The organism is Streptomyces showdoensis (genome assembly GCF_039535475.1).
In the GTDB taxonomy this organism is placed as follows: domain Bacteria; phylum Actinomycetota; class Actinomycetes; order Streptomycetales; family Streptomycetaceae; genus Streptomyces; species Streptomyces showdoensis.
This window is the reverse complement of record NZ_BAAAXG010000004.1, coordinates 225,228-240,029: the sequence shown is the minus strand read 5'-3', so window position 1 is coordinate 240,029 and position 14,802 is coordinate 225,228. Positions and strand designations below refer to the sequence as shown.

Here is a 14,802-nt window from a genome sequence, read left to right as displayed (position 1 = left end):
GGTGCCTGCTGGAGGCGGGCGAGGTGTTCACCGTCCACGTCGGGTGGGACCAGTACGTGTACGTGGGCAGCGATCTGCCGTGCGCTGAAGCCGTGGCCCGCACAAGGGAACTCGGCCTCTTCCCGGAGCCGATGCCGACCTCTCCGTACGCTGCGGACCTTGCCGAAACGGAGACGGCGGAGGCCGCCGACGAGGGCTTCTGGTCCCGCGTCCGCGCGGAGCTGGCGTCACGACAGACCGTGCTCCTGGAGGAGGGCTTCGTCCTCAACGCCGCACGCTGGCACCGCCTCACGCTGGAGAACCTCGCAGCGGTACGTGCCGACCTGGCTCCCCGCGCCCTGCTCACCGTCTGGCCCGACCTCGACCCGGACGTCGGCGCCGTCCTCGCCGGGCTCCCTCGGGAGGGGTCCGTGGAGTTCCTCTGGGAGGCGGCGGACGGGTCGATCGTCCACGCGTTCGTCGACGACACCGAGTTCCCGCAGCTCGCCGCCTTGGTGGCCGGCGCGCGAGCGGCCTGCGCCCTCCCGCTGGACCTCGACGGACGCCACCCGCTGCTCTGCGCCGCCCTGCCCGACAGCGACGGGGTGCTGCGCGCCCGGTGGTGAACCGCGCGCCTCGCCGAGACGCGGGCAGCAAGCAGCGCGAAGACGCGGCTTGACCTGCTCGTTCTCGCCTCCACCTATACTTCGCGGACGCTCAGGGAGGAAGGCCCTGCCGAGCACGGCAACGAGTACTACTTCCTGGCCGGCTACCCGGACCCGGAGAACTGGGAGATCGTGGTCGCAAGCGAGTGTGCGGAGTGGTACCGCACCCGCGGCACATTCACCAACTTCCTGATGCGCTGCTTCGACGGGCACGACCGGGCACCGTTCATGGACCGGTCCTGGCCGGGGAGCGAAACTCGCTACGAGTCATGGGACGTCTGATGGGGGCCGCGCCTTGGGGTACGCCGGCCTCGGACTCTGCCGGTCCACGTCGCCCAGGTGCGGGCCCCTGACCGCCGCGTGCTCCCGCTGCCGCACGTCTCAGTATCCTCCCGGCCGGTCCGCGCGCCGATCGTTGCGCGGACCGGGGGCGTACGAGGTGTGGCGGTGCGGCAAGGCTCGCGGGAGTACCCACGCACATGCCAGGAGCACGCCTCCTGGGCTGACAGGCCGTCGCGTCGTGGGCCCGGCTTCCTCCCTTGTCAGAGGCTGGGGCGAAGATGGGCGGCATGACGAAGACGGCAGCGGACTACGCGTGGTTCGAGAACGACTTTCCGGACATCGGCGAGGCGTATTGCTTCACCTTGGTGCGTGGCCTGTCGCCCGCCGAGCTGGTGTCCCGGCTCGGCGGGCGTCCGGAGGCGCCTCTGCAGGGGATATCGGACGTCGTCGACGCCGCGTTCGCCCAGTACGACCTGGAGGAGGGCGACCGGGGGCTCGTCGCCATGACGACTGTGGGGGCCTGGACCCTGGTCATCGAGCCCAACGGGTACCTGGGGGTCACCGAGGAACGCGTACTGCCGGCCTCCGCAGGGGCGAGCTGGGTCTCTCACTTCGTCAACATCAATGGCGTCGGCACGTTCCTCTGGGCGGAGGACCAGGTCCTACGCCTGTGCTTCGACCCGATGTTCCCGGAGGACCGTTGGGGCTCGGGGCCGGACGACCTGCTCGACGTCATGGAGCGGATCGGCTTCCACTTCGAGGACGACGATCCGGAAACGGAGCTGTCCTCGCCGGCGGCGTTCGCTCTGGCCGAGCACCTGACCGGCGTCGCCATCACGCCCACCCTGCTCCAGGCCACCACGTTCACCTGCGCGACCGTGCGGATCCGCTGACCGGAGCCGGAGCAGCGAGGTTCGAGCGGTGCCTGTCCGAGAACGCTGAGACGGGGCTGCCTCTCCCGTCACGCCTCGACGTCCTCCTCTTCCACCCGCTCAAGGACGGGAACGCCCGCGCGGCGATGCCGGCACTCGCTTTCCCTCCGGCCCGGGAGGGGCCGCGATCGAGCAGGTGTGCCCGATCCAGACCGCCGGCTGGACCGACGACGTCGAGGGGGCGGCCGAACCGGCGGTGCTGCTCGGTCTCCTGATCCGGGCAAGGCGGTCAGGCGCCGATGCCGACCGAGGAGACGTAGCTGTAGGCGTTGTAGTCGGAGTCGAGGTCGCTGATGACGTCGTCCCAGATCTCGTCCACCGTGGACTGGTCCTGGGCGGCCCAGGCGTCGACGAGGTCGGCCCATACGTAGCGGACGGTGATGGAGCGCTGGGACAGGCCGGGGCGCAGGCGTTCCGCGGGTACGTGGGACTGGTCGACGGGGTAGATCTCCATCCGGCGGCCGCGGCCGTCGTTGTCGAGGTGGCGCTTGAGCCAGCCGGAGCGGATCAGGTTCTCGCGCCGCCGTACCCAGTACGCGGAGTCGATGCGCTCCAGGTTCGGCTTCGAGGGGCCGGACTTGCCCCGCATCCACGACCGGAGGGTGCGGGCGCTCACGCCCTGGTCCTTGAGCGCCTGGCGGCCGGCGGCGCTGTCGAGGTAGCGCAGGCGGGCGGAGAGTCCGCGCCGGGAGGTCACCGGGGAGGAGATGCCCGAGGAGTAGACGATCCGGTTCAGTTCCAGGATGAGGGCCTCGCCTCCCTTCATGCCGCGCGTGTTGAACTTCCCGAACTCGCCCCAGCGGGACCACAGGTCCGGAGAACCGGCCATTACCGCTTACCCCCGAGGATGTAGGTGTCCTTCTCCTTGACCTGGTTCAGGTCCCGGCCCTCCGAGAAGACCGTGCGCCAGTCGCCCGCCACGTGGAGTTCGTCCGTTCCGGAGATCTCCACCACCCGCAGCCCGGCCTTGTGTGCCTTGTGTGCCTTCATCCACAGGTTCGCGAACGCCTTGGAACGGATGATGTGCATCCAGTCGGGGCGGCGGATTTCGCGGTTCGCACTGGACTCGCCGATGGTCGACACGAATTTAGAGTACATGGCCTTCACATAGGCCACGGTCAATTCGTCACCCTCCGCGAGGGCGGTCTTACGGGCTTCCGCGAGAGCGCGCCGCAGCTTTTCCAGCAGCGCCTCCGACGCACCGGAGACGAGGGACCGGTGGATCACGGGGGCCTCGGTGACGCCCTGTCGGGCGCAGTCGAGGAGGAGCCGCAGGGTGGACTCGGTCACCCAGAGCTCCCCCGGTTCCATGCGGGCCCCGAGCGGGTTGGGCAGGTCGTCGTGCTCCCAGTCCGCGGGGGTGACGAGGTGGACGCCGGCCTTCTTCGGGTCGTGCACGCCGCCGGTCTCCTCGCGGAGCTGGCCGATCGGCAACCACGCCTTCATGGCGCTGAGGTAGGCCGCGTTCATGTCGAGTGCGGTCACCTCGATGCGCTCGCCCTTCTTGGCCGCAGCGAAGATCTCCGCATTGCGCCACTTCGGGCGGCCCTCCCAGATGTCGTCCGCGCCCTTCTGCGACTTCTTCCGCAGAATGTCGGCGGTCGGCGGGAATTCCGAATGTTCATAACGGCCGCCGACCCTGGACGACTTCAGCAGCGCCATCACATCCGGAATCGCGGCCTTGATCAGTGCCGCATGCGCCGCGTCGACCTCGCCGGAGCAGGCGGCGAGCTCATCCTGCACACGGCTCGCGATCTGTTCGACGAGCGTGCCCGAGGCGTACCCGGGCACATTGCGGCGCGCTCCCGCCGCGGGCTTCGGCACGACCGGCTCTGGCGCCGGGGGCGGCTCAGGTGCCACGGCCTGCGTGGTCGAGGGCTGTGCCTGTGCCTGTGCCTGTGCCTGTTCCTGCGCCTGTTCCTGCCCCTGCTCCTGTGCTTGTTCCTGTTCCTGCGCCTGCGCCCGTTCCCGGTCTTCGAGCGCAGCCACGTGGCCCTGGCCGCTGGGTTCGGCTCCCCCGGCGCGGGAGATCGCCTCCGCGCACTCCTCCGCGGTGAGGTGCTGGGGGAAGCCGTCCAGTTCCACGGAGGCCGGCCGGCCGCACAGCACGCACGGCAGCCCCGGTGTCTCCTCCGGCTCGGCGCCGACGGGCTCGGGGGGCGTGCGGTCCGGAGCCGGGGAAGGCACGTCGGGCGCGGGCGGCTCGGGTGCGGGGGCCGGGGAGGGCTGTGCTCGGGCCGGCACGGGGACGGCGAGCGCCTGTACCGCCGTCTGCACGCTGGGCACGGCGCCGTGGAGCACCCCCACCGCGTGTGTCGGCCCGGCCAGGAGGTCGAGGGGATGCAGCCCGTAGTGCGCGGCGAGCAGGTCCACGTCCTCCAGGGACCAGTGGGACTTGCCGGCCTGCTTGCGCGAGACCTGCGCCTGAGACTGTCCGAGCCCCGTGGCCAGATCGCCCTGCCGCTCGCCGCTCCACGTCATCAACGCGGACACCGTGAGCCTGAGGACGTCCTCCATACCCATCATGGCGCGACCCTAGCAAGGATCGTATGCACTTTCCGCATCCCCCATTCCGCACGTGTAATCCGGGGTGGGCGGGTGGAGATGGTTGCGGCGGGTCGGGGTTGTGCAACCCGCCGTCCAGGCAGCACTGTTGGCTGATTGTCATTCATACGGTCAGGAGTCCCGGCTTGTCGTCCCACACCCCCGCGTCCGCGCATGTCGTCGACCCCGCCGGCGGCTGCCCGCACGCCCTGAACGCCGAGCTGCGGGGCCGTGGACCCGTCGCGGACATCGTCCTGCCCGGCGGCGTTCCCGCGGCGGTCGTCCTGGGGCACGACGCGCTGAAGGAGTTCCTCTCCCACCCGGACGTGGCCAAGGACTCCCGCAACTGCCCGGCGCTGACCGACGGCACCATCCCCGCCGACTGGCCGCTGCGGGTCTTCGCCAACGCCCAGGGCATGCACACCGCCGACGGCGCCGACCACCGGCGGCTGCGTTCCCTGGTCGGCAACGCCTTCACCGCCCGCCAGGTGGAGCGGCTCCGGCCGCGCGTGGAGGAGCTGACGGCCGGCTTCCTCGACGACCTCGGCCGGGCCGCCGCGGCGGACCCGGACGGCGTCGCGGACCTGCGCACCCACCTGGCGCTCCCGCTGCCGCTGAGCGTCATCTGCGAGCTCCTCGGCGTCGCGCCCGAGCACCGCGGCCGGCTGCACGACCTCACGTACACGGTCGTCATCGCCACCGACATCGAGCCGGCGGAGGTGATGGCCGCCGTCCGCGAGCTCGTCGGGCTCCTGGGAACGATCGCGGCCGAGCGCCGGGCCGATCCCGGCGACGACCTCACCAGCGCCCTGATAGCCGCCCGCGAGAACGGCGACGACCGGCTCAGCGAGGCCGAACTCATCGGCACGATGCGCCTGATGCTGGTCGCCGGCCACGAGACCACCCTCAACCTCGTCTCCAACGCCGTGCGCGCCCTGTGCACCCACCGGGACCAGCTGGCGCTCGTCCTGGACGGCAAGGCCACCTGGTCCGACGTGGTCGACGAGACGCTGCGCTGGGACAGCCCCGTCAGCTGGTTCCCCTTCCGCTATCCCACCCGCGATCTCCCCCTCGGCGGAACCGTCATCCCGCGGGGCACCCCCGTCCTGGCCGGCTACACCGCCGCCGGACGCGACGAGGCCTTCCACGGCGCGGACGCCGACCGCTTCGACGTCACCCGGCCCGGCGTGACCCGGCACCTCGCCTTCGGGCACGGCGCCCACTACTGCGTCGGCGCTCCCCTCGCCCGCCTTCAGGCCACCATCGCCCTGGAGCGCCTGTTCACCCGTTTCCCCGACCTCGACCTCGCCGTGCCGGAAGCCGAACTGCCCCGCCAGCGCAGCTTCATCGGCAACAGCGTCCAGGCCCTCCCCGTTCGCGTCAGGTGACGAGCGGGGCGTCCACCTCGGTCAGCCTGACCGTGCAGAGTCCGCCGCGTTCGGTCGTCACGTCCGTGACCTCCAGCTGGGTGCCGGGGGCGAGGATGTACTCCTCCTCCCCGGTGAACGCGGAGAAGCTGCGGATCCCCACGGCGCGGGCGGGGGTCACCTCGAACAGCGTCCGCTTGCCGCGGCTGCCGAGGAAGGACCGGGCGACGCTCAGCTCCGAGGTGCAGGACGAGACGCCCCACCAGGTCACGGTGGAGCCGACCGGGTACTGCCGCCGCAGGTCCAGGCCGACGCCCCGCCACAGCGGGCGGTCGATGGACGGAAGGTCCCCGACCGCCGCGAACAGCAGGCGCAGGTACGGGAGATAGGGGACGACGTGGCTGCGGTCCGCGGAGCGCAGGACCGCGTTGATGTTCCGGTAGAAGCCCGACTCGCAGGTGTAGAGGAACAGCGCCGCGATGGCGTCGGCCGACAGTCCCGCCCCGGCCTGCTCGTCCGCGCGCCGCTTGCCGAACTCGCGCGAGCGGTCGATGTGCCGGGCGAGCCCGGACAGCACCTCGGCGACCGGGGCGATCGCGTCCTCGAAGGGCATCAGCGGGGTGTCGAACACGCCGGTGACCGGCGGCAGCACATGGCCCTCGTCCTGGACGCTGGTGAGCCGCTCCAGGTACAGCTGGTGCAGCTCCATCGTCGAGGCGATGAAGGCGCCCATGCGCGCGGCGACGCCGGTGTCCGCGCCTCCCCCGCCGGCACCCGCGGTGGCGCCCGCGCCGGTGGGCTGCCGGTCCCAGCCCTTGCTCGGCAGCCAGTCGATCGCCTCGGCGCCCAGCGACAGCAGGGCGTCGTTCACCGTGGCGAAGTGGTCGCCCTCGCAGAAGAGGTCGCCCTGCGCCGCCGGATTGGCGTGGTCGATGTGCCGGACCTCGACGCCCGGATACTTCTTCTGCAGGCGCAGGACGGTCCGCTTGAGGCTGCGGGCGTGGGCGCCCCACCAGGCGAAGACGACCCCGCGGTCCTCCTCGTCGACGGCGTCCTGCTTGGCGCGGAGGATCTCCTCGATGATCCGCTCGGCCACCGGGCGCCAGAACCCGGTGTGCTGGTCGGTGCCCATCGCGCCGTCGGCGCTCGCGGTCAGCGAGGCGTTCAGCAGCAGCACGCCCTGGGTGAGCATCGCCTGGAACCACTCGGGCGGCTGGACGGCGTCCCGTTCCCTCAGCAGGGCCCGGACGTCGCCGACGGGGGTCTTCTTGGGGATGCCGTACTTCCACATGGCCGCCGCCTTGATGAGGCAGCGGATGCTGACGACCCGCCCGAACTGGCTGTCCTTCCAGTCGTTGAAGGTGTTGTCGAACATCGCGATGCCGGTCGCGCTCTCCGGCCTCGGGTACGGGTTCTGCCCGAAGGCGACGACCTTCCACTTGTGCGGCGGGTTGGGCTTGAGCGCCTGGAAGGTGAGCTCCCGTACGGGCACGACCTGGGGGCTGCGGCCCGGGCCGATGAAGGCGGCGGCGTCCGCCCGGGCCTCGATCACCGGCTTCAGGACCGGGAGCCAGGGCTCTCCGCCTCCCGTGAACAGGCCGGTCAGGGCGAGCGGATCGGTCGCGTCGGGCTCCGCATGGGCCGCTGCGGCCGGAGGGGTGGGTGGGGTGGGTGGGGTGGGCTCGGCGGGCTGGGCCGGCTGTACGGGCTCGGTGGCGTCGTTCATGGACGAGGGACTCCCGGTCGTCGTGCCTGCGTGGGGATGGGGGCCGGCGTCAGCGGCGAAAGGAATGCCCTTTCGGCGGTGTGATCCGCACCCTCGTCGTGGCCGGTATCCGGTCGATGCCGGCCAGCTGGCCGGTGATCGTGGCGCGCAGCTCGTCGTCGTTCTCGAACCAGTGGTCGTGGAAGAGCGTGTAGCCGGTCCACATGAGGTTCGCGCAGACCTGGGCCGGCACGCCGCCCGTCCGGGCGCCCATCCCGACCAGCGCCACCGAGCGGATGCTGCCCGGCGCCTTCCGGTTCTGCCGGTGCACGGCCTGGAAGGCCGCCGCGCAGGCCATCGCCACGTTCAGGGTCTCGCTCACGTTCTGCGAGGAGGCCACCATCGTCGGCGTCGAGATCAGGAAGCGGGGGACGTCCGCCCCCGCGGGGACGCACACGGCGCTGCCGACCGGCATGCCCCCGGCGAACCGGTCCCTGATCGCCCGCTGCACCCGCAGCTGGATGCCGGCACCGAGGTGCCGCTTGATCACGGCGTCGACCCCGCCGTCCATCCGGCCCGCCGCGTTCGTCGGCGTGACCCAGGCGTCCACCCTCTCGTCGAGGATCGAACCCCGGCGGATCTCGATGCCCGGCGTGTCCGCGAACGCCGCCCGCCAGGCCTTCACCACGCCCTCGTTGACGTCCGTCAGTACCACCCTGAGCGACGTTTCCGCGCAGCCCTCAGCCATCACTTGCCCCCTGTCAGGAACAGCCTCTTTCCAACTCCTCCGACGCTAGTGGGCAGCACTGACAACGCCCTTCGTACGCCGAAGGGGCGTCCGGTCCGGCAGCCGTGGCCACCGGACCGGACGCCCCTGCGGTCCCGCTCAGCAGGTGACGGTGCCCCTGCGGATCGCGTGACCGCCGGTGTTGCCGTCGTCGGCCCAGTAGACGGGCTTGGTGCCGCCCACGCACTCGTCGGCCGCGGAGAGCGCGAAGCCCTCGTTGTTGAGGTTGGACATGCCGGACGGGCGGTTGTACACGGCGGCCACGCCGAAGGTGCCGGAGGAGCCGACCGTGAAGGTCCGGTGCTGGCCGGAGCAGGTGTCGTCGCAGACCGCCCACAGGCGCGCGGCCTGCGGCTCCCACTGGAGCTCCATCACCCCGGCCATGCCGCTGGCGACCGTGGCGACACGGGTGGCGGCGCCGCCGTCCTCCAGCACGTAGCCGTAGACGGTTCCGGTGCCTTCCACGCCGACGAAGAAGACCCCGCCGGTGTGCGCGCCGAAGCGGCTCGGGTCGTAGGCCGCCCCGGTCGACTCGTCCTTGAACCCCGCGGCGGTGAGGCCGGCGTCGGGAATCCAGGTGATGGCCTCGAAGCCGGCGTTGGAGCCCACGGCCGGCAGGCCGGCGGTCAGGTTCCACTCCTTCGTGGCGGTCAGGGTCGTGCCGGTGCCGGTGGCGACGTCGTAGCGCAGCACGGACAGGCGGCTGGTGCCGGACGCGTCGCCGTTGCGCTCGCTGGCCACGTACGCGCCGCCCGCGGCGCCCGTGCCCGTCAGGGTGACGGCCTCGCTGTCGGGCGCGCCCGAACCGCCCGGGAAGCGCAGGGTCTTGCCGGAGGTCCAGCCGTTCGCGGTGTCCGGGCGCCAGCCGCCGGAGCCGTCACGGACCAGCCGCCACAGCGTGCCCGAGTTCTGGGCGCCCCACAGTACGGAGCCCTCCTCGTACAGGCCGCTGAGGTCCGACCCGAAGACGTTCGAGCCGTCCGCCGTCGCCACCGTGCTGCCGCCGGGCCAGGCCTGCGGGCTCGTCCCGCCGCCGGAGCCGCAGCCGTTCGCCGCGCCGAGCGTCACGGACGCCGCCTTGCCGAAGGCACCGGTGCCGTCCGGGCAGCGCGACCAGGACGGCGCGGAGTGGCTGGTCCAGGTGTAGCTGTCGACCAGGGTGCTGCCGCCCGGCAGGTAGAGGCGGGCCTTGTCGCTGGAGCCCAGTCCGAACGACGCGGAGACGTCGAAGGCGCGGAAGGCCCCCGCGGCGAGCGTCGTGCCGGACGGCACGGTGAACGTCGAGCTGTTGTTGTCGTCCTTGAGGACCCAGCCGGAGATGTCCACGGCGGCCGTGCCCTTGTTGAACAGCTCGATCGAGTCGTTGACGCTGCCGGTCGTCACGACCTCGTTGATGCGGATGTCGTCGGCCGGGGCCGCCTGGGCCGCGGGCGTCAGCATCGCCGCGGCTGCGGCCATGGTGGAGCCGGCCACGGCGAGGCGCAGCCAGGCGCGGCGCAGAGGGACCGGGCGACGGCGCCCATGGGGCGCGCGTACTGCTTCGAGCACGGTGTGTCCGTCCTGAGGGGAAGGGGGTGGCGGGAAGGAAGGAAGGGAGGGCGGGAGGGCGGGCGGGCGAGGTGGCGGGGAAGGTCGTCGGGCGGGTGCGGTGGGGGCCGGGCGAGACGAGGGTCCCGGCCGATCCCGAACACCGGTCGGCATCGGCCTGCTGGCCATGTGAACGCCCGCCGAACTACAGGTCGATGCGAACCAGCCGTACGAGGGAGCGCCCGGCGTCGTGATCACGCCGTTCCGCAAGCGTGCGGCATGACCCCGCCCGGGGCCGGGCACCGATGCCCGCGTGCCCCTCACGGACGAGACTGACCAGACAGACCGCACACGGCGGTTCGCCGCCCTGTCGACACGGCTGACCGGCTTCGACACGGTGGACCTGGCGGCCACCGGGCTCGTCGAGGCGTATCTGACGGTGGCCGCCGGGGAGCTCGGCGCGGAGCTGCTCGGGCGCCTGCTGCGGGAGACGCCCGATCCGGCCAAGGCCCCCGCGGACGGGGAGCGGGAGCCGGACGGGGACGCGGACGCATCCGACGACGAACTCCGCTCGGCTTCCCGTGCCCTCACCTACCTCTGGTACACCGGCAGCTGGCCCGGCCGCCCGTCGCGGCCGCTCTCCCCCCGTTCCTACGCCGAGGCCCTGGTCTGGAAGGCTGCCGGGCTCACCGCCCCCGCCGCCCGTCCCGGCGGGTACGGCAGCTGGGCCGAGGGGAGCGGACGGTGACGCGGTACGACGTGATCGTCGTCGGAGCCGGGGTCGCCGGCTCGCTCGTGGCACACCGGCTCGGCAAGCACGGTCGGCGGGTCCTGGTCCTGGAGGCCGGCGCGGGTGACGCCGGCGCCCGGGATCCGGCCGCCGACCCGCTCGCCGCCTTTCTGCGCGCCACCGCGAGGACGCCCCACCCGGCGGCTCCCTGGCCCGTCATGACGGACCTCGCCGGTACGGACGCCACCCCCGGCTACCGGGCCGCCGGGCACCTCCGGCAGGACGGTCCGCTGCCCTACGCCAGCGGATACGTGCGCGCGAACGGCGGCACCGGCAACGTCTGGACCGGGCTCGCGCCCCGCATGCTGCCGGAGGACTTCGACACCGAGACCTTCGGATACGGGCGGCGGTGGCCGCTCACCTACGACGACCTCGAACCCCACTACCGGGCCGCCGAAGAGCACCTGGGCGTGGCCGCCGACGTCGAGGAGCAGCGGGCGCACCTGGGGCTGCGCTTCCCGGAGGGCCATGTGTTCCCCATGCGGCCGCTGCCCGCGGCGCGGCTGGACCGCGTGTTCGCGGAGCGGCTCGACGGACGGCGGGTGAAGGACCCCGTCGCCCTCGGCGAGGTCGAGCTGAAGGTGGTCGGCACCCCGCACGCGCGCAACGGTGTCCCCGATCCCCGCTACGACGGCGGCCGCGGCTACGTCCCGCGCGGGAGGGACGGGCGGCCCGATCCGCACAGCCGGTGCGTGGGCAACGCGAGCTGCATCCCGCACTGCCCCTCGTACGCGAAGTACACGCCGCTCAAGACGCAGGGCCGGTGGAGCGCGTCCGTCGCCCTGCGGGACCGTTGCGTGGTGAGCCGCGTCCTGGTCGACGGGGCGGGGCGTGCCACGGGCGTGGAGTACCGCGGGTACGACGGTGCGGTGTCCGTGGCGCACGCCGATGTCGTCGTGCTGGCCGCGCACGCCGTGGAGAACGCCCGTCTGCTGCTCCTGTCCGGGCTGGCCGGCCGCAGCGGTCAGGTCGGGCGGAACCTGATGGACCATCCGGTGCTGCTGACCTGGGGGCTGCTGCCCGAGGGCGAGCGCGCGGGCCCGTACCGCGGCCCCGGCTCCGTGTCGGGTTTCGAGGGCTTCCGGGCCGGCCCGGCGCGCCGGCTGCGGGCGCCGTTCCGCGTCGAGTTCGGGACGTGGGGCTGGGTCTGGGCGAAGGGCCCGGTCGACACGGACGTCTGGCACCTGATCGCCGAACGCGGCCTCTCCGGGGCTGAGTTGAGGCGGACGCTCGGGGACCGGCTACAGCGTCAGTTCACGCTCCAGTTCGAGATGGAACAGGGCGCCGACCCCGCGAACCGGGTCACCCTGCACCCCACCGAGCGGGACGCGCTGGGCCTGCCCCTGCCGCTGGTCACCTACGACCTCGACGAGCACGTGAAGGAGGGCATGGCCGCCGCCCGGGCCGTCTCGGACCAGATCTTCGCGCTGCTCGGGGCGCAGGACCACACGGACTACGCGCCGGCCGCGGCCTGGCCGGGCCGCTTCGAGCACCGCGGCCGTACGTACGGCTACCGCGGGGCCGGCCACGCCGCCGGCACCCATGTGATGGGCGACTCGGCCGCCGGATCGGTGGTCGACTCCTGGCAGCGCTGCTGGGACCACCCCCGGTCTGTACGCGGTCGGCTGCGGCAGCATGCCGTCGGTGGCCACCTCCAACCCGACGCTGACCATGGCCGCCCTCGCGCTGCGCAGCGCCGAGCGCATCGAGGCGGAACTGGCCTCCCGCGACCGCCCGTGGTCCGTCGGCGCCCCTCCCCGCGCACCCGCCGCCCGTTCCATGGCCACGGATCCGTCCCCCGCCCGTCCGAGTGATCCAGGAGCTCCCGCATGACCGATCTGCCCCTGCCCCCCGTGGCCGCCCCCTTCCGGCTGCCGTTCCATTACGGGGCCCTGCACCAGGTCGGCGTCGACTGGCTGGTCGACCCGCGGCCGGTCCGCGAACTGCTGGCCAAGCACCACCCGGACCTCACCGCGGCGACCTTCGACGACGGGCGGGCCCTGGTCTCGCTCAACTACCAGCTGTACTTCGCGCAGTACCCGTTCGGCGGCGGCGTCACGCAGGAGATCGAGCTCAGCGTCATCGCCTTCCCGACGACGGAAGCGGGCCGGCTGCCGCGGCTGGACTACGCCGAGTACGCGCAGGGCTGGGACCAGACCAAGCTGCTCGGGATCGCCCGGCTCCACGTCGTGTGCGACAACCCGTTCGCGATCAGGGCCGGGCGCGAGCTGTACGCGGAGCCCAAGTACCCGGGCTGGTTCGAGGTCGCCCTGCCGTCGCTCAACGGACCGGCGGGCCGGACCTGGACCGTCCGCTGCAAGGCGGGCGAGGTGGGGCCCGACGACACGCTGCGGCGGCACGCGGCACCGCTGGTGGACCTCACGGCGAGGCTCGACGGCCTGACCCCGGTGCCCGCCAACACCGCCCCGGTCACCGGTTACGGCACCGACCCGGCCGGCCGGCTGCTGGCCGGGCCCATGAACGTCTACCAGCCGTACGAGTTCTACGACCTGGCCGCCCCCGAGCACTCCGGCCGCACCCGTCTCACCCTCCACGCGCCGCACACCGACCTGGGCCGCGACCTGCACGCACTCCTCCCCTCCGACACGCCGGCCGCCGGCGCCTGGACCTACCAGTCCGCCCCGGTGGCCGCCCACAACCGGCCGTACTACCTGCCGACCGGGCCGCGCCCCTGATCCGGAGCCTCAGGCAGCCTCCACCTCCACGGCGACGGGTTCGTACTCCCGCTCGTGGAGGTCGCAGGCGTCTTCGAGCCCGTACGTCTCCCAGGCCGGGAAGTCGTCCCCGTACCCCTCCTCGTCCGCCGCGGTCTCTCCCGGAGCGAGCAGGCAGGCTTCGAGGGCGGCGAGGAGGGCCTCGCCGCGCAGGCCGGTGCCGATGAAGACGAGCTCCTGTCCGTGTGCGGTGCCGGGTCCGCGGGCGCCCGAGGGTTCGAAGCGGGCCACGGAGCCGGCCTGGGACCACAGGCCCGTCACCTTCGGCCGACTGGCCAGCCAGAAGAAGCCCTTGGAGCGCAGGATCCGCCCGAAGGCGCCGCTGTCGAGTTCCTGCGTCACGAACGTCCACAGTCGGCCCGGATGGAAGGGGGCCCCGGAGCGGAACACCACCGACGAGATCCCGTACTCCTCGGTCTCGGGGACGTGGTCGCCGTTGAGTTCCCGGACCCAGCCCGGTGCCTGCTGGGCCTTCTCGACGTCGAACAGGCCGGTGCCGAGGACGTGTTCGAGGGCGACGTGCCCGCGTACGGCGGGCACGACCCGGGCGGCGGGGTTCAGCCGTGCGAGGACCGCCCTCAGGCGCGCGGCCCGGTCCGGGGCCACGAGGTCCAGTTTGTTGAGGACGAGGACGTCGGCGAACTCGACCTGGTCGACGAGCAGGTCGCTGATGGTGCGCTCGTCGTCCTCGTGGGCGGCGAGTCCGCGCGCGGCCAGCTCGTCCCCGCCGTCCAGCTCGCGCAGGAAGTTCGCGGCGTCGACGACGGTGACCATCGTGTCGAGGCGGGCGAGGTCGCCCAGGGTGGCGCCGTCGTCGCGGGGGAAGGAGAAGGTGGCGGCGACCGGCATGGGTTCGGAGATGCCGCTGGACTCGATGAGCAGGTGGTCGAAGCGGCCTTCGCGGGCGAGCCGGTCGACCTCTTCCAGCAGGTCGTCGCGCAGGGTGCAGCAGATGCATCCGTTGGTCATCTCGACCAGGCGTTCCTCGGTGCGCGAGAGCGCCGCCTCGCCGCCGCGGACGAGGGCGGCGTCGATGTTGACCTCGCTCATGTCGTTGACGATCACAGCGACCCTCAGACCCTGACGGTTGCCGAGCACGTGGTTGAGCAGGGTGGTCTTGCCCGCGCCGAGGAAGCCGGAGAGGACGGTCACCGGCAGGCGGTCCCGGGCGGGGTCGTACGAGCTCACCGGATCAGCCCTCGGGGTGGATGAGGCCGCGCTCGTACGCCTTCACCAGGCGCTGCGGGACCTGGTACACGGCCCCGTCGACGGTGACCGGCACCAGCTGCGGCGTGACGGCCTTCCACTGGGCACGGCGGTGACGGGTGTTGCTGCGGGACATCTTCCGCTTCGGGACGGCCATGGCGAGCTCCTCGGTGTCGGTGCCTGACCCGAGGAAGCTACATGAAAATGACGTTCATTCTCAACTGGGCCACCACGGCGGTACCGGCGGCGGCGCCGGACCCCGTTATCGTTAATGAAAACCATT

12 protein-coding genes and 1 pseudogene are annotated in these 14,802 nt (G+C 72.3%); 6 read left to right on the top strand and 7 right to left on the bottom strand.

The annotated features are described in order from the left end of the window. Together ABD981_RS03090 and ABD981_RS03085 are read left to right on the top strand one after the other, a co-directional pair. Positions 1-605, top strand: a pseudogene (locus tag ABD981_RS03090) (RNA-binding protein); the annotation flags it as partial. Positions 606-1,213: 608 nt separating this feature from the next. Further along, entirely contained in the window at positions 1,214-1,819 is a 606-nt protein-coding gene (locus tag ABD981_RS03085; protein WP_046906182.1) for a DUF6461 domain-containing protein, read from the top strand. Between the two features lie 268 nt (positions 1,820-2,087). On the opposite strand, the gene ABD981_RS03080 is transcribed toward ABD981_RS03085, so the two are convergent. Continuing rightward, a complete protein-coding gene (locus ABD981_RS03080) occupies positions 2,088-2,687 on the bottom strand; it encodes a hypothetical protein (RefSeq protein WP_046906183.1) in 600 nt (199 codons plus the stop codon). Then, positions 2,687-4,384 (bottom strand): acyltransferase, encoded by a 1,698-nt coding sequence (locus ABD981_RS03075; RefSeq protein ID WP_205628112.1) that lies wholly within the window; start codon positions 4,382-4,384, stop codon positions 2,687-2,689. The genes ABD981_RS03080 and ABD981_RS03075 overlap by 1 nt, the downstream gene beginning before the upstream one ends. A 164-nt stretch (positions 4,385-4,548) precedes the next feature. On the opposite strand from ABD981_RS03075, the gene ABD981_RS03070 reads away from it, so the two are divergent. After that, positions 4,549-5,790 carry a cytochrome P450 family protein gene (locus tag ABD981_RS03070; protein ID WP_046906184.1) on the top strand — a complete coding sequence of 414 codons (1,242 nt, stop codon included), beginning with the start codon at positions 4,549-4,551 and terminating at the stop codon, positions 5,788-5,790. Here ABD981_RS03070 and ABD981_RS03065 read toward each other — a convergent pair. The 3 genes from ABD981_RS03065 to ABD981_RS03055 form a co-directional block, all read right to left on the bottom strand. Beyond that, positions 5,783-7,495, bottom strand: a complete 1,713-nt coding sequence (locus ABD981_RS03065) for an ADP-ribosyltransferase domain-containing protein (protein WP_123954221.1) — start codon at positions 7,493-7,495, stop codon at positions 5,783-5,785. The two genes, ABD981_RS03070 and ABD981_RS03065, sit on opposite strands and share 8 nt — an antisense overlap. A 49-nt stretch (positions 7,496-7,544) precedes the next feature. Next, complete coding sequence (locus ABD981_RS03060) at positions 7,545-8,222, bottom strand: macro domain-containing protein (protein WP_046906185.1); 678 nt, start codon at positions 8,220-8,222, stop codon at positions 7,545-7,547. 138 nt (positions 8,223-8,360) lie between these two features. Beyond that, complete coding sequence (locus ABD981_RS03055; RefSeq protein WP_046906269.1) at positions 8,361-9,701, bottom strand: lamin tail domain-containing protein; 1,341 nt, start codon at positions 9,699-9,701, stop codon at positions 8,361-8,363. 400 nt (positions 9,702-10,101) lie between these two features. Here ABD981_RS03055 and ABD981_RS03050 point away from each other — a divergent pair, with 400 nt between their 5' ends. Genes ABD981_RS03050 through ABD981_RS03040 form a run of 3 tightly spaced genes read left to right on the top strand, consistent with a single transcriptional unit; the run spans position 10,102 to position 13,274 of the window. Continuing rightward, the gene (locus ABD981_RS03050; protein ID WP_046906186.1) at positions 10,102-10,536 is read left to right on the top strand and encodes a hypothetical protein; all 435 of its coding nucleotides are present in this window, start codon (positions 10,102-10,104) and stop codon (positions 10,534-10,536) included. Beyond that, the gene (locus ABD981_RS03045) at positions 10,533-12,392 is read left to right on the top strand and encodes a GMC family oxidoreductase N-terminal domain-containing protein (RefSeq protein WP_345527747.1); all 1,860 of its coding nucleotides are present in this window, start codon (positions 10,533-10,535) and stop codon (positions 12,390-12,392) included. Before ABD981_RS03050 ends, ABD981_RS03045 begins: the two co-directional genes overlap by 4 nt. Before the next feature lie 15 nt (positions 12,393-12,407). After that, a complete protein-coding gene (locus ABD981_RS03040; RefSeq protein WP_046906188.1) occupies positions 12,408-13,274 on the top strand; it encodes a hypothetical protein in 867 nt (288 codons plus the stop codon). A gap of 9 nt (positions 13,275-13,283) precedes the next feature. On the opposite strand, the gene ABD981_RS03035 is transcribed toward ABD981_RS03040, so the two are convergent. Next, positions 13,284-14,501 (bottom strand): GTP-binding protein, encoded by a 1,218-nt coding sequence (locus ABD981_RS03035; RefSeq protein WP_046906189.1) that lies wholly within the window; start codon positions 14,499-14,501, stop codon positions 13,284-13,286. A 4-nt stretch (positions 14,502-14,505) separates the two neighbouring features. Further along, the gene (rpmF, locus tag ABD981_RS03030) at positions 14,506-14,676 is read right to left on the bottom strand and encodes a 50S ribosomal protein L32 (RefSeq protein ID WP_046906190.1); all 171 of its coding nucleotides are present in this window, start codon (positions 14,674-14,676) and stop codon (positions 14,506-14,508) included. Positions 14,677-14,802: the final 126 nt, after the last annotated feature.

Excerpts from the sequence above, each read along its gene's own strand:
- ABD981_RS03085 (WP_046906182.1), top strand. The coding sequence starts at position 1,214 with ATGACGAAGACGGCAGCGGACTACGCGTGGTTCGAGAACGACTTTCCG.
- ABD981_RS03080 (WP_046906183.1), bottom strand. The coding sequence starts at position 2,687 with ATGGCCGGTTCTCCGGACCTGTGGTCCCGCTGGGGCGAGTTCGGGAAG.
- ABD981_RS03075 (WP_205628112.1), bottom strand. The coding sequence starts at position 4,384 with ATGATGGGTATGGAGGACGTCCTCAGGCTCACGGTGTCCGCGTTGATG.
- ABD981_RS03065 (WP_123954221.1), bottom strand. The coding sequence starts at position 7,495 with ATGAACGACGCCACCGAGCCCGTACAGCCGGCCCAGCCCGCCGAGCCC.
- ABD981_RS03060 (WP_046906185.1), bottom strand. The coding sequence starts at position 8,222 with ATGGCTGAGGGCTGCGCGGAAACGTCGCTCAGGGTGGTACTGACGGAC.
- ABD981_RS03055 (WP_046906269.1), bottom strand. The coding sequence starts at position 9,701 with ATGCTGACGCCCGCGGCCCAGGCGGCCCCGGCCGACGACATCCGCATC.
- ABD981_RS03040 (WP_046906188.1), top strand. The coding sequence starts at position 12,408 with ATGACCGATCTGCCCCTGCCCCCCGTGGCCGCCCCCTTCCGGCTGCCG.
- rpmF (WP_046906190.1), bottom strand. The coding sequence starts at position 14,676 with ATGGCCGTCCCGAAGCGGAAGATGTCCCGCAGCAACACCCGTCACCGC.